The 24254-nt window shown below is 58.6% G+C and carries 22 protein-coding genes; 16 read left to right on the top strand and 6 right to left on the bottom strand.

What is annotated here, in order from left to right; translation table 11 throughout:
* Position 1 precedes the first annotated feature (1 nt).
* The 4 genes from dsbC to lysS all read left to right on the top strand — a co-directional run bounded on the left by dsbC (position 2) and on the right by lysS (position 5309).
* On the top strand, positions 2 to 715 hold the full coding sequence (gene dsbC / locus F3I47_RS15415) for a bifunctional protein-disulfide isomerase/oxidoreductase DsbC (RefSeq protein ID WP_009087068.1): 714 nt from the start codon (positions 2 to 4) through the stop codon (positions 713 to 715).
* Positions 716 to 718: 3 nt separating this feature from the next.
* A complete protein-coding gene (gene recJ, locus F3I47_RS15410) occupies positions 719 to 2455 on the top strand; it encodes a single-stranded-DNA-specific exonuclease RecJ (RefSeq protein WP_150030164.1) in 1737 nt (578 codons plus the stop codon).
* 225 nt (positions 2456 to 2680) lie between these two features.
* A protein-coding gene (gene prfB / locus F3I47_RS15405) for a peptide chain release factor 2 (protein WP_111208374.1) occupies positions 2681 to 3779 on the top strand; the annotation gives its coding sequence in 2 pieces (ribosomal slippage) (positions 2681 to 2755 and positions 2757 to 3779; 1098 coding nt in all).
* A 9-nt stretch (positions 3780 to 3788) separates the two neighbouring features.
* A complete protein-coding gene (lysS, locus tag F3I47_RS15400) occupies positions 3789 to 5309 on the top strand; it encodes a lysine--tRNA ligase (protein ID WP_009087062.1) in 1521 nt (506 codons plus the stop codon).
* Positions 5310 to 5571: 262 nt separating this feature from the next.
* Here lysS and F3I47_RS15395 read toward each other — a convergent pair whose 3' ends face one another.
* Positions 5572 to 6198: a serine protease gene (locus F3I47_RS15395; RefSeq protein ID WP_140029499.1), complete on the bottom strand. Its 627-nt coding sequence runs from the start codon at positions 6196 to 6198 to the stop codon at positions 5572 to 5574.
* Between the two features lie 349 nt (positions 6199 to 6547).
* Between F3I47_RS15395 and F3I47_RS15390 the strand changes: the two genes are divergently transcribed.
* The gene (locus F3I47_RS15390) at positions 6548 to 7711 is read left to right on the top strand and encodes an MFS transporter (RefSeq protein ID WP_150030165.1); all 1164 of its coding nucleotides are present in this window, start codon (positions 6548 to 6550) and stop codon (positions 7709 to 7711) included.
* Here F3I47_RS15390 and F3I47_RS15385 read toward each other — a convergent pair.
* Positions 7708 to 8628, bottom strand: a complete 921-nt coding sequence (locus F3I47_RS15385) for a LysR family transcriptional regulator (RefSeq protein ID WP_150030166.1) — start codon at positions 8626 to 8628, stop codon at positions 7708 to 7710. The two genes, F3I47_RS15390 and F3I47_RS15385, sit on opposite strands and share 4 nt — an antisense overlap.
* Positions 8629 to 8730: 102 nt before the next feature.
* Between F3I47_RS15385 and lysA the strand changes: the two genes are divergently transcribed.
* Together lysA and F3I47_RS15375 are read left to right on the top strand one after the other, a co-directional pair.
* Positions 8731 to 9990 (top strand): diaminopimelate decarboxylase, encoded by a 1260-nt coding sequence (gene lysA / locus F3I47_RS15380; protein ID WP_150030167.1) that lies wholly within the window; start codon positions 8731 to 8733, stop codon positions 9988 to 9990.
* Between the two features lie 70 nt (positions 9991 to 10060).
* A complete protein-coding gene (locus F3I47_RS15375) occupies positions 10061 to 10510 on the top strand; it encodes a GNAT family N-acetyltransferase (protein WP_150030168.1) in 450 nt (149 codons plus the stop codon).
* 38 nt (positions 10511 to 10548) lie between these two features.
* On the opposite strand, the gene F3I47_RS15370 is transcribed toward F3I47_RS15375, so the two are convergent.
* The 4 genes from F3I47_RS15370 to mutH form a co-directional block, all read right to left on the bottom strand.
* Entirely contained in the window at positions 10549 to 11589 is a 1041-nt protein-coding gene (locus F3I47_RS15370) for an NADP(H)-dependent aldo-keto reductase (protein WP_009087049.1), read from the bottom strand.
* A 151-nt stretch (positions 11590 to 11740) separates the two neighbouring features.
* Complete coding sequence (locus F3I47_RS15365; RefSeq protein WP_009087047.1) at positions 11741 to 11959, bottom strand: YgdI/YgdR family lipoprotein; 219 nt, start codon at positions 11957 to 11959, stop codon at positions 11741 to 11743.
* Positions 11960 to 12077: 118 nt separating this feature from the next.
* Positions 12078 to 12788, bottom strand: a complete 711-nt coding sequence (locus F3I47_RS15360; RefSeq protein WP_046102486.1) for a TerC family protein — start codon at positions 12786 to 12788, stop codon at positions 12078 to 12080.
* A gap of 99 nt (positions 12789 to 12887) precedes the next feature.
* A complete protein-coding gene (gene mutH, locus F3I47_RS15355; protein ID WP_058958022.1) occupies positions 12888 to 13565 on the bottom strand; it encodes a DNA mismatch repair endonuclease MutH in 678 nt (225 codons plus the stop codon).
* Between the two features lie 684 nt (positions 13566 to 14249).
* Here mutH and rppH point away from each other — a divergent pair.
* From rppH to recC, 9 genes are all read left to right on the top strand, one after another.
* Complete coding sequence (rppH, locus tag F3I47_RS15345) at positions 14250 to 14777, top strand: RNA pyrophosphohydrolase (RefSeq protein ID WP_009087042.1); 528 nt, start codon at positions 14250 to 14252, stop codon at positions 14775 to 14777.
* 12 nt (positions 14778 to 14789) lie between these two features.
* A complete protein-coding gene (gene ptsP / locus F3I47_RS15340) occupies positions 14790 to 17036 on the top strand; it encodes a phosphoenolpyruvate--protein phosphotransferase (protein WP_009087039.1) in 2247 nt (748 codons plus the stop codon).
* 191 nt (positions 17037 to 17227) lie between these two features.
* The gene (gene lgt, locus F3I47_RS15335; RefSeq protein ID WP_009087037.1) at positions 17228 to 18109 is read left to right on the top strand and encodes a prolipoprotein diacylglyceryl transferase; all 882 of its coding nucleotides are present in this window, start codon (positions 17228 to 17230) and stop codon (positions 18107 to 18109) included.
* Positions 18106 to 18900, top strand: coding sequence for a thymidylate synthase (gene thyA, locus F3I47_RS15330; protein ID WP_150030170.1), 795 nt, complete (start codon positions 18106 to 18108; stop codon positions 18898 to 18900). Before lgt ends, thyA begins: the two co-directional genes overlap by 4 nt.
* A gap of 188 nt (positions 18901 to 19088) precedes the next feature.
* Entirely contained in the window at positions 19089 to 19559 is a 471-nt protein-coding gene (locus F3I47_RS15325; RefSeq protein WP_150030171.1) for a prepilin-type N-terminal cleavage/methylation domain-containing protein, read from the top strand.
* A complete protein-coding gene (locus tag F3I47_RS15320; RefSeq protein ID WP_190311365.1) occupies positions 19556 to 20083 on the top strand; it encodes a prepilin peptidase-dependent protein in 528 nt (175 codons plus the stop codon). The genes F3I47_RS15325 and F3I47_RS15320 overlap by 4 nt, the downstream gene beginning before the upstream one ends.
* Positions 20080 to 20484 (top strand): DUF2509 family protein, encoded by a 405-nt coding sequence (locus tag F3I47_RS15315; protein ID WP_150030173.1) that lies wholly within the window; start codon positions 20080 to 20082, stop codon positions 20482 to 20484. Before F3I47_RS15320 ends, F3I47_RS15315 begins: the two co-directional genes overlap by 4 nt.
* 46 nt (positions 20485 to 20530) lie before the next feature.
* Complete coding sequence (locus F3I47_RS15310; RefSeq protein ID WP_033736452.1) at positions 20531 to 20770, top strand: prepilin-type N-terminal cleavage/methylation domain-containing protein; 240 nt, start codon at positions 20531 to 20533, stop codon at positions 20768 to 20770.
* Positions 20771 to 20871: 101 nt separating this feature from the next.
* Positions 20872 to 24249 carry an exodeoxyribonuclease V subunit gamma gene (gene recC, locus F3I47_RS15305; protein WP_150030174.1) on the top strand — a complete coding sequence of 1126 codons (3378 nt, stop codon included), beginning with the start codon at positions 20872 to 20874 and terminating at the stop codon, positions 24247 to 24249.
* The last annotated feature ends 5 nt before the right edge of the window (positions 24250 to 24254 follow it).

The raw sequence follows: 24254 nt of genomic DNA, 5'->3' as shown, positions 1-24254 counted from the left end.
GATGAACAAGCATTTTGCCATGCTGGCCCTGTTAGCCAGCGCCTTTTCCGGTCTTGCTCAGGCCGATGACAGCGCCATTCAGCAATCCCTGAAAAAGCTCGGGCTGAATCAGACAGAGATCAGCCCGTCCCCGCTGCCAGGGTTCAAAACCGTGCTTTCAGAGAGCGGCGTGCTCTACGTGACCGACGACGGTAAACATATGATTCAGGGTCCGCTGTATGACGTCAGCGGCACTCAGCCGGTTAACGTCACCAATAAGCTGCTCGACAAAAAGGTCGAGGCGCTGGTGCCGGAGATGATCGTCTACAAAGCGCCTAAAGAGCAGCATGTCGTGACCGTCTTTACCGACATTACCTGCGGCTACTGTCACAAGCTGCACGAGCAGATGGCGGACTACAACGCACTGGGTATCACCGTGCGCTACCTGGCGTTTCCGCGGGAAGGGCTGAATGGTCAGATCGCACCGGCGATGAAAGCGATCTGGTGCAGCGCCGACCGCAACAAAGCCTTTGATGAGGCGATGAAAGGTAATGCGCCGAAGATGGCTGCGCCCGACAGCTGCAAAATTGATATTGCTCAGCACTACAAACTGGGCGTGCTATTCGGCATTCAGGGCACCCCGGCCATGCTCACCGACAGCGGCATGATGATCCCCGGCTATCAGACGCCGCAGGAGCTGAAGCAGGTGCTGGACAATCAGAAGCGTGGTGGTTAATCGGTGGTAAAACAGGATGTGGAACTCCGTCGTCGTGAGGTGACGGTAGACGATGCGCTGCCGGCGGCCCTGCCGCCGCTGCTGAAGCGACTCTATCTGCATCGCGGTGTACGCGATGCCGCAGAGCTGGAGCGCGGTGCAAAAAATCTGCTGCCGTTTCAGTCCTTAAGCGGGATTGAGAGCGCCGTTGCGCTGCTGCATCAGGCGCTGCTGGATGGCCGTCGTATCATGGTGGTCGGCGACTTTGATGCCGATGGCGCGACCAGTACCGCGCTGACGGTGATGGCGCTGCGCAGTATGGGCGGCAGTAACGTGCAGTATCTGGTGCCGAATCGCTTTGAAGATGGGTATGGCCTCAGCCCGGAAGTGGTAGAGCAGGCGCGTGCACGGGGCGCCGCCATGATCCTGACGGTCGATAACGGCATCTCCTCCCACGCCGGGGTGGAGTACGCGCATCAGCACGGCATTCCGGTGCTGATCACCGACCATCACCTGCCGGGCGAGACCTTACCGGCCGCTGAGGCGATCGTGAATCCTAACCTGCCCGACTGCGACTTTCCTTCACGGGCGCTGGCGGGCGTTGGCGTTGCGTTCTATCTGATGCTGGCGCTGCGCGCCCATCTGCGCACCCAGGGCTGGTTCGGCGTTACCCGCGCTGAGCCAAATCTGGCCGGGATGCTGGACCTGGTGGCGCTCGGCACGGTCGCCGATGTGGTGCCGCTCGACGTTAACAACCGTATTCTGGTATGGCAGGGGCTGAGCCGTATCCGGGCCGGAAAATGCCGGCCAGGCATCCGGGCGCTGCTGGAGATTGCGAATCGCGATGCGCGTCAGCTGGCGGCCAGCGATCTCGGTTTTGCGCTGGGGCCACGGCTTAATGCCGCGGGGCGGCTCGATGACATGTCGGTGGGCGTGGCGCTGCTGATGACTGACGACCTGAGTCAGGCGCGGATGTTAGCCAGTGAGCTGGACGCACTCAACCAGACGCGAAAAGAGATCGAGCAGGGCATGCAGAGCGAGGCGCTGGCGCTGTGTCAGGCGCTGGAGCGTGAGCAGCGCGATTTGCCGCTGGGACTGGCCTTCTATCATCCCGAGTGGCATCAGGGCGTCGTCGGCATTCTGGCCTCACGACTGAAAGAGCGTTTTCATCGTCCGGTCATTGCCTTCGCCCCCGCGGGCGATGGCACGCTGAAAGGCTCGGGACGTTCGATTGCCGGTCTGCATCTGCGTGATGCGCTGGAGCGGCTGGATACCCTGAACCCCGGCCTGATGCTGAAGTTTGGTGGCCACGCGATGGCGGCAGGCTTATCGCTGGAAACGGACCGCTACGAGGAGTTTCGTCAGCGCTTTGCCGACCTGGTCGGTGAGTGGCTGGACGGCGAATCGCTGCAGGGCATCATCTGGTCTGACGGTGCGCTGCAACCGCAGGATTTTTCGCTGCAGACGGCTGAGATGCTGCGTGAGGCGGGCCCCTGGGGCCAGGCGTTCCCGGAACCGGCCTTCGACGGCCGGTTTAAGCTGCTGCAACAGCGGCTGGTGGGCGAGCGGCATCTGAAAGTAATGGTCGAACCGCTAGACGGCGGTCCGCTGATCGACGGTATCGCCTTTAATGTCGATACCACACTGTGGCCCGACAGCAGCGTGCGTCAGGTCGAACTGGCTTATAAGCTGGATATCAACGAGTATCGCGGTAACCGCTCGGTACAGCTGATCATCGACCATCTCTGGCCGCTGAACTAGGTTCTGTCAGGTTTGCGCCTCTGCGGTGATGGCAGGCGCGCATGCCTGACTGCCTTCCGTTGTCTCCTCTGACGGGGCCACAGCGCCATCAGCCGGGAAGAAAATGCGGCGCGTCACGCCGTTCCCGCATCCCCCCTGTCTCAACGCTACAAACTGCCGCCAGTTTCGGGTAAACTTGTGCGTTAAATTTCCTGTCCCATCGAACATAAGAAAGACGCTAAAGCCATGTTTGAAATCAACCCGGTCAAAAACCGTATTCAGGACCTCAGTGAGCGCAGCGACGTTCTTCGGGGGTATCTTTGACTACGATGCCAAGAAAGAACGCCTCGAAGAAGTAAACGCCGAGCTGGAACAGCCCGATGTCTGGAACGAACCTGAGCGTGCTCAGGCGCTGGGCAAAGAGCGCGCCTCGCTGGAAGCGATCGTGCAGACGCTGGATCAGATGGCGCAGGGCCTGGAAGATGTGCAGGGTCTGCTGGAGCTGGCCGTCGAAGCGGAAGACGAAGAGACTTTCAACGAAGCGGTTGCCGAGCTGGACGTGCTTGAGGGCAAGCTGGGCGAACTGGAGTTCCGCCGCATGTTCTCCGGCGAGTATGACAGCGCTGACTGCTACATCGACCTGCAGGCCGGTTCCGGCGGCACCGAAGCGCAGGACTGGGCCAGCATGCTGATGCGTATGTATCTGCGTTGGGCCGAAGCAAAAGGCTTCAAAACCGAAATTATCGAAGAGTCTGAAGGTGAAGTCGCGGGCATCAAATCCGTGACTATTCGCGTGTCAGGCGACTACGCCTTCGGCTGGCTGCGCACGGAAACCGGCGTCCATCGCCTGGTGCGTAAGAGTCCGTTCGACTCCGGCGGCCGTCGTCACACCTCATTCAGCTCCGCCTTTATTTACCCGGAAGTGGATGACGATATTGATATCGACATCAACCCGGCGGATCTGCGTATTGACGTCTATCGCGCATCGGGCGCGGGCGGTCAGCACGTTAACCGGACGGAATCTGCGGTGCGTATTACCCACATTCCGACCGGAACGGTGACCCAGTGTCAGAACGACCGTTCTCAGCACAAGAACAAAGATCAGGCGATGAAGCAGATGAAGGCGAAGCTGTACGAGCTTGAGATGCAGAAGAAAAATGCTGAGAAACAGGCGCTGGAAGACAACAAGTCTGACATCGGCTGGGGAAGTCAGATCCGTTCTTACGTGCTTGATGATGCCCGCATCAAAGATCTGCGCACCGGCGTAGAGACGCGTAACACCCAGGCGGTACTGGACGGCGATCTGGATCGATTCATTGAAGCTAGTTTAAAAGCAGGGTTATAAGGAACCGACATGTCTGAACAACAACCGCAGAGCGCTGACGCCGCCGTTGAGTTAAATAACGAACTGAAAACGCGTCGCGAAAAGCTGAGCGTGCTGCGTGCAAATGGCGTGGCGTTTCCTAACGATTTCCGTCGTGACAGCCTCTCTGACCAGCTGCACGCCAGCTATGGCGAGAAGAGCAACGAAGAGCTTGAAGATCTCGGCATCGAAGTGAGTGTTGCGGGTCGTATGATGACCCGTCGCATCATGGGTAAAGCCTCTTTCGTGACCCTGCAGGATGTGGGTGGCCGCATTCAGCTGTACGTTTCGCGTGATGACCTGGCGGAAGGGATCTACAACGAGCAGTTCAAAAAGTGGGATCTCGGCGATATCCTCGGCGCGCGCGGCAAGCTGTTTAAAACCAAAACCGGCGAACTGTCGATTCACTGTTCTGAACTGCGCCTGCTGACCAAAGCCCTGCGTCCATTGCCGGACAAGTTCCACGGCCTGGCCGATCAGGAAACCCGTTACCGTCAGCGCTATCTCGACCTCATCGCCAACGATGAGTCGCGCAATACCTTCCGCATTCGTTCGCAGATCATGGCCGGTATCCGTCAGTTCATGGTGAGCCGCGACTTTATGGAAGTGGAAACGCCGATGATGCAGGTGATCCCGGGCGGCGCGTCTGCGCGTCCTTTCATCACCCATCACAATGCGCTGGATATCGACATGTATCTGCGTATTGCCCCGGAGCTTTACCTGAAGCGTCTGGTGGTGGGCGGGTTCGATCGCGTGTTCGAGATCAACCGTAACTTCCGTAACGAAGGGATTTCGCCACGTCATAACCCAGAGTTCACCATGATGGAACTCTATATGGCCTACGCGGATTACAAAGATCTGATCGAGCTGACCGAGAGCCTGTTCCGCACGCTGGCGCAGGATGTGCTGGGCAGCACGGTGGTGCCTTACGGTGAGCAGGAGTTTGATTTCGGTAAGCCGTTTGAAAAACTGACCATGCGCGAAGCGATCAAAAAGTATCGTCCGGAAACCGATCTGGCCGATCTGGAAGACTTTGATAAAGCGGTGGCGATTGCGCAATCACTGCACATCAAAGTTGAGAAGAGCTGGGGTCTGGGCCGCGTCGTAACGGAGATTTTCGAAGAGACGGCAGAGGCGAATCTGATTCAGCCAACCTTCATCACCGAATACCCGGCAGAAGTGTCGCCGCTGGCCCGTCGTAACGACGAGAACCCGGAAATCACGGATCGCTTTGAGTTCTTCATTGGCGGTCGTGAAATCGGTAACGGCTTCTCGGAGCTGAACGATGCGGAAGATCAGGCTGAGCGTTTCCTGCAGCAGGTAAATGCCAAAGATGCCGGTGACGACGAAGCGATGTTCTATGACGAAGACTACGTTACCGCACTGGAACATGGTCTGCCGCCAACCGCCGGTCTGGGTATCGGTATCGACCGTATGGTGATGCTGTTTACCAACAGCCACACCATCCGTGACGTCATCTTGTTCCCGGCACTGCGTCCAGGCAGCAAGTAAGTCTGACTGTTAACAGAAAAGGCCGGGATATCCCGGCCTTTTTTATGCTGCCAACGCCGAATCAGCGTGTGTCTGACAGCAACAGATAAACTCAGCGCGCAGGGAGCAGGGTCAGAAGAGGAAAGCGTCTCGCGCCAGGGAGGGCGCGGGCCGAGCGGTCAGGGATGACGGCTTTTGCGTCTTTCCGATCTGACCCTGCTCCCTGAGCCGGCACCGTCTTATAGCGAAACGGGCCAGCTGTTGTCAGTAATTTCAGCAGATATCAGGATTTAATCGCCTGATCCAGCCAGGTCTGAAAGCGGGAATAGGGCACATAGAGCGCAACGTTCTTGTAGAGCGTCTTACCGGTGACATTGTCATCGATGTTATTGCTGTAGCCCACAATCACCCCCGCCAGCGTATCGTCAGAGGCGTTATAAACCGCACCGCCTGACATGCCTTTTACCACTCCCGCATTCGCCGCTACCACGACGCAGTCTGGCTTGTTCCAGCTGTTCGCCAGCGTGGTATTGATCAGGTTCTGCCCGCTGGAACTGACCGGCATCGCCGAAATAAAGCTGTAGCCGTAGAGGTTCACCTTGTCGCCGATATGGCTGTTGCGGAAGCTGGGAGGCAGGTTTACTTCGCTGTTTTTGTGGTAGACCACCGCCAGGTCGCATTGCGGATGCCAGGCTTTGACCCGATAAAGCGAAAACTTCGCCACATGGGCAGCGGTCAGGCTGTACTCCGGCGTCAGCGGGATGGTGGTGCCGAGCGTGCCGATACCCAGTATGGTCGGAATGCCGGTCACGGTCATATCAACCCGCTTTTCAGCTTCTTTACTGTACTCATAATGACCAACCGAGCAGCCGGTCAGAGCAAAGACCATCAAGGCTATGAGTCGTTGCATTCTCTCTCCCTGCGTCAGAAGTTGATAACTACACCTGGCAATTGATTAGGGATATATCGGCAACGTTGCGGAATAATTAATGAATCACATATAAAAAAGGTAACCGGTTAACGGGAAATGGCAACCTGACGCGATGCAGACAGGGCAGCCGCTGCCCCTCAGATAGCCAGAGAGAGCATCAGGAGGCGAGGATTATTGCGGCAACGGCAATAATCCTTTGCGCTTCGCAGGCTATGTCGCTTATCCGGGCTGTGCTGTAATACTCACTGTGACGCAGATCAAATTTTAATAAGCGTCGAGGGGCTGCGTGTCCGCGTGGTTCACCTGCAAATAAGACTGGGAGAGTGTTATGCCTGTTGCATTACTGGCGCTGGCGTTGAGTGCGTTCGCCATCGGAACCACCGAATTTGTCATCATGGGATTGCTGCCTGACGTGGCGCGCGACCTTCAGGTTTCCATTCCGTCGGCGGGCTGGCTGATCAGCGGCTATGCGCTGGGCGTGGCGATCGGTGCGCCGATTATGGCGCTGCTCACCGCCAGACTGCCGCGTAAAAAAACGCTGATTCTGCTGATGGTGATCTTTATTGTCGGCAACCTGCTCTGCGCGCTGGCGTACAACTACAACCTGCTGATGCTGGCACGTATCGTCACCGCGCTCTGTCACGGGGCTTTCTTCGGTATTGGTGCGGTCGTCGCCGCCAGTCTGGTGCCAGCCGGACGTCAGGCCTCCGCTGTCGCCCTGATGTTTACCGGGCTGACCCTGGCTAACGTGCTGGGCGTGCCGCTGGGCACCAGCTTCGGTCAGATGTTTGGCTGGCGGGCCACGTTCTGGGGCGTGGCGGTGATCGGTGTGCTGGCCTTTATCGCCCTGATTGTCAGCCTGCCGACAAACAAGCAGGAGAAGCCGGTTCATCTGGCGAGTGAAATTGGCGCACTGGCTAACGGAAAACTGTGGCTCTCTCTGCTGATGACGGTCTGCTTCGCGGCGGCGATGTTTGCGCTGTTCAGCTACATCGCGCCTCTGCTGTTAGAGATCACCGGGATCAGCGACCGCGGCGTCAGCTGGACGCTGTTCCTGATTGGTGCGGGCCTGACGGTGGGGAATATCCTTGGCGGCAAACTGGCGGACTGGAAAGTTTCATTCAGCCTGATCCTCAGTTTTTCGCTGATCGCCATCTTCTCTCTGCTCTTCAGCTGGACCAGCCACGCGCTGTGGCTGGCGGAGATCACCCTGTTCCTCTGGGCGATGGCCACCTTCGCCACGGTACCGGGTCTGCAGATCAACGTGGTCCGTCACGGTAAAGAGGCTCCTAATCTGGTCTCCACCCTGAACATTGCGGCCTTTAACGTGGGCAATGCGCTGGGTGCCTGGGTCGGCGGTGCGGTCATCGGTCGCGGTTATGGCCTGACGGCGGTGCCGGTCGCGGCGGCTGCGCTGGCGCTCATCGGCCTGCTGGTCTGCCTGATGACCTTCCGCAAACCAGGCCGTTCGGCTGCCAGCGTCCGCGCCTAAGCCAGGCGGGCGGCGATACGTGCCGGAAAGGCGGTCACCTGCTCCTGCAGATGGCTGACAAAGGCATCGACCAGCGCTGACGCGGGTCGGTGCCGCGGCCTGACCAGGCTGACGGTAAACGGCACTGCCACGCTGAACTTACGCATCACCAATCCGCTGTCGGCGTAGTCCAGCGCCGTCAGCGGATTAACAATCGAAATGCCTGTACCCGCCCTGACCATGGCGCACACCGAGGCTGCGCTGTGCGTCTCTATCACCAGCCGCCGTTCAACCCCCTGCTCCTGAAACAGCGCATCCAGCAGCTGACGATAGCTGTCGCTGCGCGAGAGGCTGACATATCGCTCGCCAGCGAAATCTTGCGGCGTCAGCACGGCACGCTGACTCAGGGGATGGTGCTGTGGCAGAACGCACACTTCATCACAGGTCAGCAGGGCGAGACGATCGGTACCGGCCGGGGCGTGCTGGGTTTCGGTTAAACCGATATCGTAGCGCTGTGCTGAGAGCCACTCCTCCAGCAGCGGCGACTCCTGCGGGATCACATTGAGGCTCACATCGGGGTAACGTGCTAAAAAGGGCTGGCACAGCGGCGGCAGCAGCGACTGAGAAAAAACCGGCAGGCAGGCAATCGACAGCTCGCCCTGACGAAACTGGCGAAGTCCCTCTGCGGCTTCCCGAATGCGATCCAGACCGTACCAGGAGCGCTGCACCTCTTCAAACAGGCGCAATCCCTGCACCGTCGGCTGCAGCCGGCCGCGTACCCGTTCAAACAGCTGTAGTCCCAGCTGCTGCTCCAGCCGAGCCAGCTCCCGGCTCACCGTCGGCTGAGAGGTGTGCAGCAGCGTGGCGGCCTGAGTCAGATTGCCACTGGTCATCACCGCATGAAAAATTTCAATATGCCGCCAGTTGATGTTCGCCATGCCGCTATCCTATATCCATTCTGCATAGATGCTATTAAAACAGATATTTTTCGCTATGGCATGATTCTGGCTTAATGGAACTATCGCCACAGGAGAATTGTCATGCCACGTTCCTTACAGAGTACCGAAACCGCCCTCAACGCCGCTCATCTGCTGCCGCTGGCCCGCCGTTACGCCGGACCTTTCTGGGCCTATGACGCGCAGATTATTCAGGCGCGCATTGCGCAGCTGCAGGCGTTTGACGTCATACGTTTTGCGCAGAAAGCCTGCTCAAATATTCATATCCTGCGCCTGATGCGGGCGGCGGGGGTCAAAGTGGATTCGGTTTCGCTGGGTGAAATCGAACGTGCGCTGGCGGCAGGCTATCAGCCAGGTGGCGATGAGATTGTTTTTACCGCCGATCTGTTTGACCAGCCGACGCTGGAGCGGGTTGCGGCGCTGAAGGTTCCGGTGAACGCGGGTTCAATCGATATGCTGCATCAGCTTGGCGCAGTGTCACCCGGTCACGCAGTGTGGCTGCGGGTCAATCCTGGCTTTGGTCATGGTCACAGCCAGAAAACCAATACCGGCGGCGAAAACAGCAAGCACGGTATCTGGCACGGTGATTTAGCCGCGGCGCTGGCCGCCATTGAGCAGCACGGCCTGCAGCTGGTGGGCATCCATATGCATATCGGTTCGGGCGTCGATTATGCGCACCTGCAGCAGGTCTGCGATGCGATGGTCGGACTGGTTATGGCGTCCGGTCAGGATTTGACGGCAATCTCTGCGGGCGGCGGCCTCTCTATCCCTTATCGCTTTGGCGAAGAGGCGATCGACACCGATCACTATTTCGGCCTGTGGGATGCGGCCCGGCAGCGGATTGCTCAGCATCTGGGGCACGCGGTCAAGCTGGAGATTGAACCGGGCCGTTTCCTGGTGGCTGAGTCAGGTGTGCTGGTCTCTCAGGTGAGGGCGGTCAAGTCGATGGGCAGCCGTCACTTTGTGCTGGTCGATGCCGGTTTCAGTGACCTGATGCGTCCTTCCATGTATGGCAGCTATCACCACATCTCGCTGATGGCGGGTGATGAGCGGGCGATTGACGATCGGCAGACGATCGACACCGTCGTCGCGGGGCCGCTGTGTGAGTCGGGCGATGTCTTTACCCAGCTGGAAGGCGGTATGGTAGAACCGCGTGCGATCCCGGCGGCCAGCGTCGGCGACTACCTCGTGTTTCACGACACGGGCGCTTATGGTGCCTCGATGTCCTCAAACTACAACAGCCGTCCGTTAATCCCGGAAGTGCTGTTTGAACAGGGCCAGCCGCGCGAAATCCGCCGTGCGCAGACCATTCAGTCGTTGCTGGCACTAGAGATTGGCGAATAAGCGATACAGTACGACCGGACGGCCTGTACGCGGGCTTACCGCGTCAGCGTTTTTCAGAGGAGAGCGGGAGATGGAGATTGTCTTGCTCAGCGACGCGCCCCACTTTGCCGATCAGGTTACTGACTGGCAGTGGCGGGCATTCGGTGAGGCCAGCAGCCGGGCGTTCTTCGCCAGCGTGGTTAACAGCAGCCTGATGGGGGCAGAGTTTCCCGTCACCTTTGTGGCCGTGGAAGCGGGCAGGGCGATCGGTACAGTGGGATTCTGGCGCTGCGATCTGATCAGTCGTCAGGATCTCTTCCCCTGGCTGGCGGCGCTCTATGTGGATGAATCGGCGCGCGGCAGAGGAGTCAGCGAGGCGCTGCAGCAGCACGTTATCGGCTATGCAAAGGCGCGGGGCTTTCCACGCTTGTGGCTCTGGTCGGCGTTCAGAGGGTATTACGAACGGTTTGGCTGGCAGGCGGCGGGAGAGGCGCTGGAGTATCCTGACAAGCCTGTCTCGCTCTACTGCCGCGCGCTATGAGGGAAGCCAGCCGCCTCTGCGGCAGCTGGCAGTCGCACTCAGGGAGCCGGGTAGGTAAAACGACGGTGAATCGCCTCAATCCCTTCCAGAATCTCGGCATTCAGGGTCAGATTGAAGCTGTCGATATTTGTCTGCAGCTGCTCAAGGGTGGTGGCACCCAGCAGCGTGCTGGCGACAAATGGCTGCTGACGCACATAGGCGAGGGCCATCTGCGACGGGTCAATCTGATGCTGTCGGGCCAGCGCCACATACTCAGCAATTGCCTGCTGTGACTGCTCACCGCTGTAGCGGGTGAAGCGGCTGAACAGGGTGTTGCGTGCGCCCGCAGGCTGCGCGCCATTCAGATATTTACCGCTCAGCGTACCAAACGCCAGGCTCGAATAGGCGAGCAGTTCAACGCCCTCATGCTGGCTGATTTCGGCCAGACCCACTTCAAAACTGCGGTTCAGCAGACTGTAGGGGTTCTGAATGCTGACGATGCGCGGCAGCTCATGCTTCTCCGCCAGTTGCAGATAGCGCATTACCCCCCACGCCGTTTCGTTCGAGACCCCGATATAGCGAATCTTTCCTGCCCGCACCTGTTCGGTCAGCGCCTCCAGGGTCTCCAGCAGGGTCACCTGCGCGGTGGTTTCGCTGTACTGGTAGCCGAGCTTGCCAAAAAAGTTAGTCTGGCGCTGCGGCCAGTGCAGCTGGTAGAGATCCAGATAGTCGGTGTTCAGCCGTTTCAGGCTGGCGTCGAGGGCGGCACGGATGTTTTTGCGATCCAGCGCCATGTCCGGACGGATTGAGGCGTCGTTGCCACGGGAAGGGCCGGCGACTTTACTGGCCAGAATGATTTTGTCGCGGCTGCCGCGCTGTTTCAGCCAGCTGCCAATGTATTGTTCGGTCAGACCCTGGGTTTCCGGGCGCGGTGGCACCGGATACATCTCGGCAGTATCAATAAAGTTGATGCCGGAACGGATAGCCAAATCCAGTTGAGCATGCGCGTCAGCTTCGCTGTTCTGTTCGCCGAACGTCATGGTGCCCAACCCCAGCTGACTCACTTCCAGCGTGCTGTGGGGAATACGATGATAGTGCATTGCCAGCTTCCTTTTCTTTATCGGGAATAGAGCGAATGGAATGTTGTGTCCTGAGGGACTATAGCGCGAGCCATGGCGGGGAAGGAAGGGGGAAAAATCGGGGAAATCATCTGCCAGCGCAGAATGGGTGGCAGATGATTAAATCAGGCACTTAACGTTCAATGATCGTTGAAACCTCATCGCTGTTAATCTGCACTGCGTGACCTGACTGATCGGTGTATTCCACCAGGCCGGTCTCTTTATCAATGCTCGGCTTGCCTTCGGTCATAATCATGCGGCCATCTTTGGTCGCCATCACATAATCTGAACTGCATCCGCTTAATAACGCTGCGGTTATCACTACCGCTGCTAATCCTGCCAGCCCTTTCATCACGCCTTCCCCTCACAAATCGTCAAGTGCAAAAAGTGTAGTAATAAATGGTTTTGCCGGCAGGATTAATCGCAGAATTCTGAAAGTATCCGGGCGAGCAGGCTCGCCCTTGACTTTATCAGGCGGGCTTTTTCTTACTGCGCATCAGGTTAAGGCACTCAACCGCCATTGAGAAGAACATGGCGAAATAGATGTAACCTTTTGGTACGTGGACCGCAAAACTCTCCAGAATCAGGGTAAAACCGACCAGAATCAGGAAAGAGAGGGCCAGCATTTTCACTGACGGATGGCGATCGACAAACTCACCGATAACCCGCGCCGCGAACATCATCAGCAGCACCGCGATCACGACTGCCGCCATCATAATGAAGAGATGATCGGAGAGGCCGATGGCGGTGATAACGGAGTCCAGGCTGAAAATAATGTCGAGCATCATGATCTGCACAATCGCGCCGAGGAAGGAGTGAACGCGGGTATTGTGTTCCCCTTCGCCGCCTTCAATCGTTTCATGGATCTCCATGCTCGATTTCCACAGCAGGAAAAGGCCACCGAACAGCAGGATAAGATCGCGCGCCGAGAAGGGGTGATCCAGCAGCGTAAACAGCGGATTAGTCAGACGGGCAACCCATGCGATTGAGGCCAGTAAGGCCAGACGCATCAGCATTGCGCCCATCAGGCCAATGCGACGGGCGCTGGCCTGCTGGTGCTTAGGCAGTTTCGCGACCACCAGTGACAGGAAAATGATGTTATCAATACCCAGCACCACCTCAAGGATGGTCAGGGTGCCCAGCGCCAGCCAGGCGTTGGGATCGGAAATCCACTCAAACATACCGACATTCAATCCTAAACGAAAAGTAAACGGCGATTATACGCAATGGCTGCACCGATCACCCACAAAATTGCGACATTTCCGCCAGGGCGGGGGAGTTCAGAGAAGAAAATGACGCGCCAGCAGGGGGCCGGTGAAACTTTTCTTCAGATAGAAACCGCGCGGCAGGGTCATGATCGGCTGGCCCTGATCGCCAATGCCCTCCGTCAGCGCTTTACTGTTGGCGGCCTTGGGTCGAATCTGCAGCCAGGCGCCATGCCGGGCGGTGATCTGCTCAACGCGACCCAGCACGATCATATCCATCAGCTCCTCCCAGTCCTGACGCAGCATCTCCTCCTCCTCTGCATCGGGGCTCCACAACAGCGGCGCGCCGACACGGCGATGCCGCAGTGGAATCTCACGCTCGCCCTCTACCGGGATCCATAACACCCGCGCCAGCTTGTGCCGCACGTGGCTGTTCGACCAGGTCACGCCGCTGTTACCGGTCAGGGGGGCGACGCAGACAAAGGTGGTTTCCAGCGGTTTGCCCTGTGCATCAATCGGAATAGTTTTCAGTTCGATACCCAGATGGGCAAAGTCCTGCTCCGCTTTGCTGCCTGCGCTGGCACCCAGATGCCACTCCAGCAGCATCCCGACCCAGCCTTTATCGCGTTTAAGATCGGCAGGCATGGGCAGCCCGGCGCGAGCGGCCAGCGTTTCCAGTGTTAATCCGGCTAACTCCTGCGCCCGGGCCAGCAGGCTGGCTTCATTTTCAGGCGGGCCTGGTGGGTGACTCATGTTGATAACTCTTGCTGGTTAAAATTTGAACAATAAAAAGAGGGTAACCTGTGCGGCTGAAATAAACCCTATCGGGCTTCGATAATAACATGATAGATCGTGCTTTTTTTAGTGGATCCACAGGATGTCACCCTCAGGCTGCCAGGGTTATCCCGGCTTACCCGCAACAATGAACAGGATCTCCAGCCCGGTTATCCACAGAAAAATGGGATAACCCCCTTCCCGATGCGGTACTGGTTCCATTTACAGCCTTGACTTTTCACGATCTGACCATAATTTCGTCGCTCTGGCCTAACCCTGAGCGATTCTCTGTGGATAAAAAGCGGTGTGGTGATATTTTAACCGATTGTCAGCGGGCGTGAATTTATCCGCCTGCCAGGAAACGCATTAACGTGGCGAACTTAAAGTTATTATGTTTTAAATCAATGGCATAAAATGCGGGCTCTTTTCAGCGGTTCAGAGTGCGCTGAAAAGGTTATTCAGTTAACTCCCGTGTTCTGCACAAAGCTATCCACAGAAAAGGTGAATAAGATCGATCATTTTTCTGATTACTGTTCATAACTTTACCATTTTCTGTGAGTTATCCCGACAGAGACGGCGCAACCCCCCATGAATCCAGTGGTTTACCGCCTGTAAGGAGTGTGAAACAATCAGCTTATTCAAATTTTGCTTTGAGGTAGTCCGGTGATCGATGATGATGGCTACCGCCCGAATGTTGGTATCGTAATCTGTAACCGGCAGGGACAAGTGTTATGGGCCAGGCGCTTTGGACAGCACTCCTGGCAATTTCCTCAGGGAGGCATCAATCCCGGTGAAACCGCAGAACAGGCGATGTATCGCGAACTGTTTGAAGAGGTCGGATTGCACCGGAAAGATGTCCGAATACTTGCCTCTACCCGTAACTGGCTGCGTTACAAGTTGCCAAAACGTTTGGTGCGTTGGGACACAAAGCCGGTATGTATCGGCCAGAAACAAAAGTGGTTTCTTCTGCAGTTAATGTGTAATGACGCGGATATCAATGTGCAGCACAGCAGCACGCCGGAGTTCGATGGCTGGCGCTGGGTCAGTTTCTGGTATCCGGTGCGTCAGGTTGTCTCCTTTAAACGCGACGTCTACCGCCGGGTGATGAAGGAATTCGCTGGCGTGGTGATGTCTATGCAGGAGAGTGCGGGGCAGCGAAACAATCCTGCCCATCGACGTAAGAGAGGATAGGCCACGCCCTTTATGCTCACTCAGTTGCGCGAAATTGTAGAAAAAGTGGCGAGTGCGCCGCGTCTCAATGAAGCACTCGACATTCTGGTCAATGAGATCTGTCTGGCGATGGAAACGGAAGTCTGTTCCGTTTACCTCGCCGACCACGATCGTCGCTGCTATTACCTGATGGCGACGCGCGGACTCAAAAAACCGCGTGGCCGCACTGTGACGCTGGCGTTTGACGAGGGGATCGTCGGTTTAGTGGGCCGTCTGGCCGAGCCGATTAACCTTGCGGACGCCCAGAGTCACCCCAGCTTCAAATATATCCCCGCAGTGAAAGAGGAGCGCTATCGCTCCTTCCTCGGCGTGCCCATTATCAGCCGTCGTCAGCTTCTTGGCGTGCTGGTGGTGCAGCAGCGCGAACACCGTCAGTTTGATGAAAGCGAAGAGTCGTTTCTGGTCACCCTGGCGACCCAGATGGCGGCGTTGCTGTCGCAGTCTCAGATGGGTCAGCTGTTTGGTCAGTTCCGGCAGACGCGGGTGCGCGCGATTGCGGCCGCGCCTGGCGTGGCGGTGGCACCAGGCTGGGTCGATGAGACGCAGCCGCTGCTCGATCAGGTTTCCGCCGCCTCCACGCTGGATGTGCAGCGTGAGCGCGAGCGACTGTCAATCGCCATGACCGAAGCCGCGAGTGAATTTCGCCGCTTCAGTAAACGGTTCAGCGCCAGCGCACAGAAAGAGAGCGCGGCCATTTTCGACCTCTACTCCCACCTGCTGACCGATGCCCGGCTGAAGAAAGATCTGTTCGATGAGATCGAACGCGGATCGGTCGCCGAGTGGGCGGTCAGACAGGTGATCGAGAAGTTTGCTAAGCAGTTCGCCAGCCTGACGGATAACTATCTGCGTGAACGCGCAGGCGATCTGCGGGTGCTGGGCCAGCGTCTGCTGTTTCACCTTGATGACTCGCTGGTCGGCACCAATGCCTGGCCGGAACGCTTCGTGCTGGTGGCCGATGAGCTGACCGCAACGACCCTGGCTGAGCTGCCGCAGGAGCGGCTGGCAGGCGTGGTGGTGCGGGATGGTGCAGCCAACTCCCATGCGGCAATCCTGACCCGGGCGATGGGGATCCCGACCGTGATGGGCGCGGATATCCAGCCGCATCAGCTCAACAAACGTCTGCTGATTGTCGATGGCTATCGCGGTGAGCTGCTGATCGATCCTGAGCCGGTGCTGGTGCAGGAGTATCAGCGCCTGATCAGCGAAGAGAATGCGCTGAGCAGGATGGCAGAAGGGGTTGTCGATCAGCCGGGCGAACTGAAAAGTGGCGAGCGGGTGCAGGTGATGCTCAATGCCGGATTAAGCCCGGAGCATGAGCAGGCGCTCGGCAGCTGGGTGGATGGCATCGGGCTTTATCGCACCGAAATTCCGTTTATGCTGCAGAACGGTTTCCCGTCGGAAGAGGAGCAGGTGGCGCAGTATCAGGGCATGCTGCAGCTGTTTCACAACAAGCCGGTCACGCTGCGAACGCTGGACGTCGGGGCGGATAAGCAGCTGCCCTATATGCCGATCAGTGAAGAGAACCCCTGCCTGGGCTGGCGCGGCATCCGCCTGACGCTCGATCAGCCAGAAATTTTTCTGGTGCAGGTGCGCGCCATGTTGCGCGCCAATGCGGCATCCGGCAATCTCAGCATTCTGCTGCCGATGATCAGTCACATCGACGAGATCGACGACGCGAAACGGCTGATCGATCGCGCCGGTCGCGAAGTGGAGGAGATGCTGGGCTACCCGATCCCCGCGCCGCGCATTGGGGTGATGATCGAAGTGCCTTCCATGCTGTTTATGATCCCGCATCTGGCGTCGCGGATCGATTTTATCTCGGTCGGCACCAACGACCTGACGCAGTATCTGCTGGCGGTAGACCGCAACAATACCCGCGTCGCGAACCTGTACGACTCGCTGCATCCGGCGATGCTGCGCGCGCTGAATGCCATCGCGCAGGAAGCCCGTCTCGCGAATCTTGAACTGTGTTTGTGTGGTGAAATGGCAGGCGATCCGATGTGCGTGGCGCTGCTGATCGGGCTGGGGTATCGCCATCTCAGCATGAACGGAAAAAATGTCCCGCGGGTGAAATATCTGCTGCGTCATCTGGATCACGAAGAAACGCAGAAGCTCAGCGAGCAGGGAATGAATGCGCATACCGCCACCGAAGTGCGCCATCTGGTGTCGGCCTTTATGGAGCGGCGTGGCCTGGGTGGCCTGATTCGCGGCGGACGCTAAGCGCCATCCTGACAGGCTGAATTTTCGTCCTGTCCCGGACGGGTGCTCACGCTCTTCACGTTCTGCCTCAGCGCGTTATTCGTGTTTACATTTGCACGACAATTCAAAAAACCGGCTGTGCTATGATGCGCAGCCTTAATTTATGTGCCTGACAACGCCCCTTTTCAGGGTAGAAAAATAGACGGTGAAAGATGAATAACGGCTATATTGCATTTCCGCAGTTCGATCCGGTGATCTTCTCGATTGGACCGGTTTCGCTTCACTGGTACGGTCTGATGTATCTGGTGGGCTTTGTTTTCGCCATGTGGCTGGCGGTACGCCGTGCTAACAAACCTGGCAGCGGCTGGAAAAAAGAGGAAGTTGAGAACCTGCTTTACGCGGGTTTCCTGGGCGTCTTCCTGGGTGGACGCATTGGATATGTGCTGTTCTACAACCTGCCGCTTTTCCTGGAAAATCCCCTCTATCTGTTCAAAGTCTGGGATGGCGGCATGTCATTCCACGGTGGCCTGATCGGGGTGATTGTGGTGATGCTGATTTTTGCCCGCCGGACTAAACGTAATTTCTTCCAGGTCTCCGACTTTATTGCACCGCTGATCCCGTTTGGTCTGGGTGCCGGGCGTCTCGGTAACTTCATCAACGGCGAACTCTGGGGTCGTGTCGATCCGAACTTCCGCTATGCGATGCTGTTCCCCGGCTCCCGCAGCGAAGATGTGGCACTGGCCGCCACCAATCCGCAATATCAGGCGCTGCTCAACACCTACGGCGTGCTGCCACGTCATGCCTCGCAGCTGTATGAGCTGGCGCTGGAAGGCGTAGTGCTGTTCATCATCCTGAACCTGTTTATCCGTAAGCCCCGTCCGATGGGCAGCGTGTCTGGCCTGTTCCTGATCGGCTATGGCGCATTCCGCATTATCGTTGAGTTCTTCCGCCAGCCGGATGCTCAGCTGGGCCTGTTTGAAGGCGGTATCAGTATGGGACAGATCCTCTCTGTGCCGATGATTATTGCCGGTATAATTATGATGATCTGGGCGTATCGTCGTCGCCCGCAGCCACAATTTCGCGAGGAAAAATGAAACAGTATCTGGATTTGATGCAGCATGTGCTGAACGAAGGCACGCCAAAAGCTGACCGTACCGGCACCGGTACGCTTTCAATTTTTGGTCACCAGATGCGTTTCAATCTGCAGGATGGTTTTCCGCTGGTCACCACCAAGAAATGCCACATCCGCTCGATCATTCATGAGCTGCTGTGGTTCCTGAAAGGGGAGACCAACATCGGTTATCTGAAAGATAACAAGGTCTCCATCTGGGATGAGTGGGCCGATGAGCAGGGCGATCTCGGCCCGGTGTATGGCAAACAGTGGCGCAGCTGGGGAACGGCCAGCGGTCAGGAAATTGACCAGTTAAGCCAGGTGATGGAGCAGCTGAAGCGCGATCCCGACTCACGCCGGATCATCGTTTCAGCCTGGAACGTCGGCGAACTGAGCCAGATGGCGCTGGCACCCTGCCATGCTTTCTTCCAGTTCTATGTGGCGAACGGCAAGCTCTCCTGCCAGCTCTATCAGCGCTCGTGCGACATCTTCCTGGGCCTGCCGTTTAATATCGCCAGCTATGCGCTGCTGGTGCATATGGTGGCGCAGCAGTGCGATCTGGAGGTCGGCGACTTCGTCTGGACCGGCGGTGACACGCACCTCTACAGCAATCATCTGGAGCAGGCGCGTCTGCAGCTGACCCGTGAACCGCGTCCGCTGCCGAAGCTTGTTATCAAACGCAAACCGGCGTCACTGTTTGACTATCGGTTCGACGATTTTGAGATTGAAGGCTACGATCCGCATCCTGCGATCAAAGCCCCCGTCGCCATCTGACCCGCGATAAACATCAAGCCCTGGCGCACTCCGCCGGGGCTTTTTTTTACCTGTTGTCCGGAACATCTGCGGCATCGCGCGCACGCTTCCTGAGATTGCCTGTCTGTCACGCCGGTTCTCTGCGACAGCCTCTCCAGCCCGTGACGCTGCGGCTTGTCTCACCCGCTCATTCCCGCCAGTCTGATGCCATGAAAAGTGCAAACGTTCGGGGTTTTACCCTGCCGGAGCTGCTGCTGGTGATGGTGATTGCCGGCATGCTGAGCCTTGCCGCACTGCATGGCTGGCAGCGCTGGCAACAGCGGCAGCAACTGCGCGACAGCGCACAGCAACTGCAGGGCTTCCTGTTGCGGCTGCGTGCGCAGGCCAACCGGCAAAACCGTGACCTGATCCTGTGGTCGCAGCCGGGCAGCCCCTGGTGTATCGGGGCAGGCCGCCTGCCTGCGACCGGTTGTGACGGCGGAAAACGGCTCCATTTCATCGCTCCCCATGCCGGGGTAACGCTGTACAGGCTGCGTGGTGAACCGGGCTTCTATGGTCGTCGTAATGTTGCCAGGGCGGGCAGCATTGAGCTGGGCAATGCTGCCGGGCGCATCTGGCTGATTATCTCCGCCAGAGCCCGTATCCGTCTTTGCCTGAACGATGAGGAGAACTGCCGTTGAAAGTCGCCGGATTCAGCCTGCCGGAGATGCTGGTCGCCCTGGCCATCAGCGCGGTTGTGATGCTGAGTGCCGGGCGCTTTCTGCCGCGGCTGCTGACAGAGAACGCTGGGATGCTGCAGCGGGCACAGCTGCGTCAGGAGTTACAGCAGATGATGGCCACCCTGGAAAAGGCGGTGCGGCGTGCCGGTTACTGTCACGGCGAGTGCGGCAGTGGCGCACTCACTCTGCAGGAGAACTGCCTGCTGCTGCGCTGGGATGAAAACAGCAATGGAAAGTGGGAAGGGGTCGGCCATGCTGAAAGTGACTATTACGGCTATCGCCTGCGACAGCAGCAACTGGAGATGCAGCGGGGTGTGGACCAGTGTCACTCTGCGGGCTGGGAGCGGCTCTCCGACCCCGCGTTTATGCGCGTGGAGCAGTTCAGCGTCAGCCGGCAGGGCGGACAGATCAGGATCACGCTGCAGGGGCGGGCCGGACGCTGGCACGAAATGACAGAGCGCTGGGTAGAAGAAGAGAACCTGTGAAGCAGCGAGGCAGCAGCGCGCTGGGCATGGTTCTGATGATCATGGTGATGGGCAGCGTGGCGCTGCACGCCAGCCGCAGGCTGTCAGAGCAGGGTATACGCGTGCTGGCGGATGAACAGCAGTTTATCCAGGATTTCTGGCGGGCGCAGTCTGCGCTGCAATGGGGCTTAACGCTGAGCTGGTCAGCGCATGCGGATTCAGGCTGTCAGCAGGAGGTGCGTCAGGGCTGGGTCAGCTGCCTGCAACGGAGTAAAAAAGATGAAGGTCTGCTTAAAGGAGAAGCCAGCGGCAGTGGCATGGCGGTCTGGCAGTGGGTCCGGTTACGGGACAATCAGATCCGCGCGTTGCCGCACGGCTGGATTGACTACTGCCCGCTCACACCTCCCGCCGCCTGTCTGTAAAGGCGCAGGCTTCTCACTGCCAGAGGTGTTATTTGCTCTGTTGCTGATGGCATTAAGCAGCAGCACGCTGTTGCACTATCATCGCGCTCTGGCGCGGGGATTCAGTCAGCAGTGGGCGCAGCAGGAGGCCTGGTACGTCGCTGAACAGCGCCTGGCGGGGCATGAGGTTGCGGGCTGGCAATCCACGCTGCAACAGCAGCCGGGGCCCGCGGGCTGCATGCTGGAACGGGCCGACGTCACCGGTCCCTTCGGGCGTCATGCCTCCCTGAGCCGACTGCGATGTTAACGCCTGCGGGACGCCCTTTTGATGGGTTTCAACAGCGATACGCGGTAAAGTGACAGGGCCGCAATACCGCAGTCATGTTCTGAGTTACCACAGGAGTTGTCATGTTTCACGTCTATCACTCAAATCAGCTTGATGTGCTGAAGATTCTCGCGGCTGCGGTGATTAAACATGATCCTCTTGATGACCCTTTCGCGTCAGAAATGATACTGGTGCAGAGTCCGGGTATGGCGCAGTGGCTGCAGATGGAGCTGGCGCAGACCTTTGGCATTGCAGCCAACATCGAATTTCCGCTGCCCGCCAGTTTCATCTGGGAGATGTTCGTGCGCGTGCTGCCCGACATCCCGGTAGAGAGTGCCTTCAGTAAGGCCAGCATGAGCTGGAAGCTGATGCACCGGCTGCCGGTGATGCTGGAGCAGGAGGAGTTTACCTCCTTACGTCACTATCTCCATGACGACGGCGACAAGCGCAAACTGTTTCAGCTCAGCTCCCGTGTGGCGGATCTGTTTGACCAGTATCTGGTCTATCGCGCTGACTGGCTTAACAGCTGGGAGCGCGGCGAAAGTATCGACGGGCTGGGCGAAGCGCAGCGCTGGCAGGCCGCCCTGTGGCGCGATCTGGTGAGCTACACCCGCACGCTGCGACAGCCGGAATGGCACCGCGCGAATCTCTATGCGCGATTTATCCGCACGCTGGAGCAGGCGAAGAGCACGCCGGAAAACCTGCCCAGGCGGGTCTTTATCTGTGGTATCTCCGCACTGCCGCCGATCTATCTGCAGGCGCTGCAGGCGCTGGGACGTCACATCGACATCCACCTGCTGTTTACCAATCCCTGCCGCGACTACTGGGGCGACATTCAGGACTATGCCTTCCTGGCGAAGCTGCAAAGCCGTCAGCGCCGCCGCCATGACGCTGAGGCGGCGCGTGGACTGTTCCGGGACGCAGAGCAGGCGCCGCAGCTGTTTAACGAAGCCGGTGAACAGCAACTGACGAATCCGCTGCTGGCCTCCTGGGGCAAGCTGGGGCGTGACAACCTCTTTCTGCTCAGCCAGATGGATGCCAGCGACGACATTGATGCCTTTGTGGATGTAGAGCCGGACAACCTGCTGCACTGTATGCAGTACGATCTTCTCAATCTGCAGGACAGTGCCATCATCGGGCTGAACGCGGCGGAACTGGCGCACAGCGATCGCAAGCGCCTCCTCGATCCGGCGGATCGTTCGATCGTGGTGCAGGTCTGCCACAGTGCGCAGCGCGAAGTTGAGGTGCTGCAGGATCATCTGCTGGCGATGATGGAGGCTGATCCGACGCTGAAAGCACGCGACATTATTGTGATGGTGGCCGACATCGACGCTTACGCACCGTTCATTCAGGCCGTGTTCGCCAATGCGCCCGCCGATCGCTATCTGCCTTTTGCGATTTCAGACCGGCGGGCCAGTCAGGCGCATCCGGCCATCGTGGCGTTTCTGCATCTGCTGGCGCTGCCGGACAGCCGTTTTGTCTCAGAAGATGTGCTGGCGCTGCTGGATGTGCCGGCGCTGGCGTCCCACTTCGCCATTGATGAAAGCGGCCTGCGTTTGCTGCGGCGCTGGGTCAGCGAGTCAGGCGTTCGCTGGGGGCTGGATGATGCCAGCGTTGAAGCCCTCTCACTGCCGATTACCGGCCAGCACACCTGGCGCTTTGGCCTGCAGCGTATGCTGCTGGGTTATGCGATGGAGAGCCACAACGGCGACTGGGAGGGGATTCTGCCTTATGACGAGTCGAGTGGCCTGGTGGGGGAACTGGCGGGCCATCTGGCTGAGCTGCTCGCGCGGCTGAATCACTGGCGTGAGCGGCTGGCGGAACCCCGCCCGCTGGCGGAGTGGCTGCCGATGTGCCGGGAACTGCTGAACGCCTTCTTCACGCCTGACGCGGAAACCGAGGCCGCTTTACTGCTGGTGGAAGAGCAGTGGCAGCAACTGATTCAGTACGGAATGGATGCGCGGTTTGAGGAGGCGATCCCGGTGGCGCTGCTGCGCGACGACCTGCGCAGCCGGCTCGATCAGCAGCGCATCAGCCAGCGCTTTCTGGCCGGGCAGATCAACTTCTGTACCCTGATGCCGATGCGTTCAATACCGTTCCAGCTGGTCTGTCTGCTGGGGATGAACGACGGCGTCTATCCGCGCACGCTTGCGCCGTTAGGCTTTGATCTGATGCAGCAGCAGTCCCGTAAAGGCGACCGCAGCCGCCGTGATGATGACCGTTACCTGTTTCTTGAGGCGATGCTCTCCGCTCAGCAGCAGCTCTACATCAGCTATATCGGCCGGGCGATTCAGGATAATACGGAACGCTATCCCTCGGTGCTGGTCACAGAACTGCTGGATTACATCGGACAGAGTTTTTACCTGGAGGGGGATGGTCATCTGGAGCTGGATGAGAGTGCCGGACGGGTACGGGCGCATCTGCAGCACCTCAACAGCAGGATGCCGTTTGCCGCTGAGAACTTCCAGCCTGCCGCCAGACTGCAGAGCTTCGCCCGCGAGTGGCTGCCTGCCGCCCAGGGGGCGGGGCAGCCGCAACCCGAATTTGTCCAGCCGCTGACGGCCCCGGACATTGATGCGCTCACCTTAGAGGCCTTTCTGCGCTTCTGGCGGCACCCGGTTCGCGCCTGGTTCCACCAGCGTCTCGGCGTGAGCTTCTGGCTGGAGGAGGATGAGCTGCCCGACAGCGAACCTTTTGCGCTCGACAACCTGGAGCGTTATCAGATCAATGCCCAGTTGCTGAATGCCCTGGTCGAAGGTGAGGATACCCAGCGGCTCTATGCGCACCATCGTGCCGCCGGTAATCTGCCTTACGGCGCATTTGGCGAACTTTTCTGGCAGGCGCAGCGTGATGAGATGCAGGAAGTGGCGGCGGAAGTGGTGAACCAGCGCAGCGACGGCGAGAGCTGGGAAGTGAATCTGCAACTGGAGCAGGTCAGCTTAACCGGCTGGCTGACGCAGGTGCAGAGCGACGGGCTCCTGCGCTGGCGGCCTGGCGTCCTCAACATGAACGATGGCCTGCTGCTCTGGCTGGAGCATCTGATTTACTGCGCGCTGGGCGGCACCGGCAGCAGCCGTATGTATGGCCGCCAGCAGAGCCGCTGGTGTTTTCCTGCCGTGCCGCAGTCAGAGGCGATGGCCGCCCTGAATGACTATATCGCCGGTTACCTCGACGGGTTGTGTCAGCCGCTGATGCTGCTCAGCAAAAGTGGCGGTGCGTGGCTGACCGCCAGCTACGACAAAAAGAGCCAGCAGTTACTCACGGATGAGGCCACGCAGCTGAAGGCGCGCAATCGCCTGCTGACGGCCTGGTCTGGCAGCTACCAGGTGGAGGGTGAAGGCAGCGACCCCTATCTGCAGCGGCTCTGCCGCGTGCTGGATGAGGCGCAACTGCAGCAGATCACTGAGGCGGCGCAGCGCTGGTATTTGCCGGTGCTGGCCGCACATCAGGATGATGAATAGCAGGT

The organism is Pantoea sp. M_10 (assembly GCF_008631515.1).
In the GTDB taxonomy this organism is placed as follows: domain Bacteria; phylum Pseudomonadota; class Gammaproteobacteria; order Enterobacterales; family Enterobacteriaceae; genus Pantoea; species Pantoea anthophila.
Note: the sequence above shows the minus strand (reverse complement) of the source record. Positions and strands in the feature narration are given on the sequence as shown.

What these genes read in the sequence shown, in the direction of transcription:
- dsbC (WP_009087068.1), top strand. Translation starts at nt 2, where the DNA reads ATGAACAAGCATTTTGCCATGCTGGCCCTGTTAGCCAGCGCCTTTTCC.
- lysS (WP_009087062.1), top strand. Translation starts at nt 3,789, where the DNA reads ATGTCTGAACAACAACCGCAGAGCGCTGACGCCGCCGTTGAGTTAAAT.
- F3I47_RS15395 (WP_140029499.1), bottom strand. Translation starts at nt 6,198, where the DNA reads ATGCAACGACTCATAGCCTTGATGGTCTTTGCTCTGACCGGCTGCTCG.
- F3I47_RS15390 (WP_150030165.1), top strand. Translation starts at nt 6,548, where the DNA reads ATGCCTGTTGCATTACTGGCGCTGGCGTTGAGTGCGTTCGCCATCGGA.
- F3I47_RS15385 (WP_150030166.1), bottom strand. Translation starts at nt 8,628, where the DNA reads ATGGCGAACATCAACTGGCGGCATATTGAAATTTTTCATGCGGTGATG.
- lysA (WP_150030167.1), top strand. Translation starts at nt 8,731, where the DNA reads ATGCCACGTTCCTTACAGAGTACCGAAACCGCCCTCAACGCCGCTCAT.
- F3I47_RS15375 (WP_150030168.1), top strand. Translation starts at nt 10,061, where the DNA reads ATGGAGATTGTCTTGCTCAGCGACGCGCCCCACTTTGCCGATCAGGTT.
- F3I47_RS15370 (WP_009087049.1), bottom strand. Translation starts at nt 11,589, where the DNA reads ATGCACTATCATCGTATTCCCCACAGCACGCTGGAAGTGAGTCAGCTG.
- F3I47_RS15365 (WP_009087047.1), bottom strand. Translation starts at nt 11,959, where the DNA reads ATGAAAGGGCTGGCAGGATTAGCAGCGGTAGTGATAACCGCAGCGTTA.
- F3I47_RS15360 (WP_046102486.1), bottom strand. Translation starts at nt 12,788, where the DNA reads ATGTTTGAGTGGATTTCCGATCCCAACGCCTGGCTGGCGCTGGGCACC.
- mutH (WP_058958022.1), bottom strand. Translation starts at nt 13,565, where the DNA reads ATGAGTCACCCACCAGGCCCGCCTGAAAATGAAGCCAGCCTGCTGGCC.
- ptsP (WP_009087039.1), top strand. Translation starts at nt 14,790, where the DNA reads ATGCTCACTCAGTTGCGCGAAATTGTAGAAAAAGTGGCGAGTGCGCCG.
- lgt (WP_009087037.1), top strand. Translation starts at nt 17,228, where the DNA reads ATGAATAACGGCTATATTGCATTTCCGCAGTTCGATCCGGTGATCTTC.
- thyA (WP_150030170.1), top strand. Translation starts at nt 18,106, where the DNA reads ATGAAACAGTATCTGGATTTGATGCAGCATGTGCTGAACGAAGGCACG.
- F3I47_RS15325 (WP_150030171.1), top strand. Translation starts at nt 19,089, where the DNA reads ATGAAAAGTGCAAACGTTCGGGGTTTTACCCTGCCGGAGCTGCTGCTG.
- F3I47_RS15310 (WP_033736452.1), top strand. Translation starts at nt 20,531, where the DNA reads ATGGCATTAAGCAGCAGCACGCTGTTGCACTATCATCGCGCTCTGGCG.
- recC (WP_150030174.1), top strand. Translation starts at nt 20,872, where the DNA reads ATGTTTCACGTCTATCACTCAAATCAGCTTGATGTGCTGAAGATTCTC.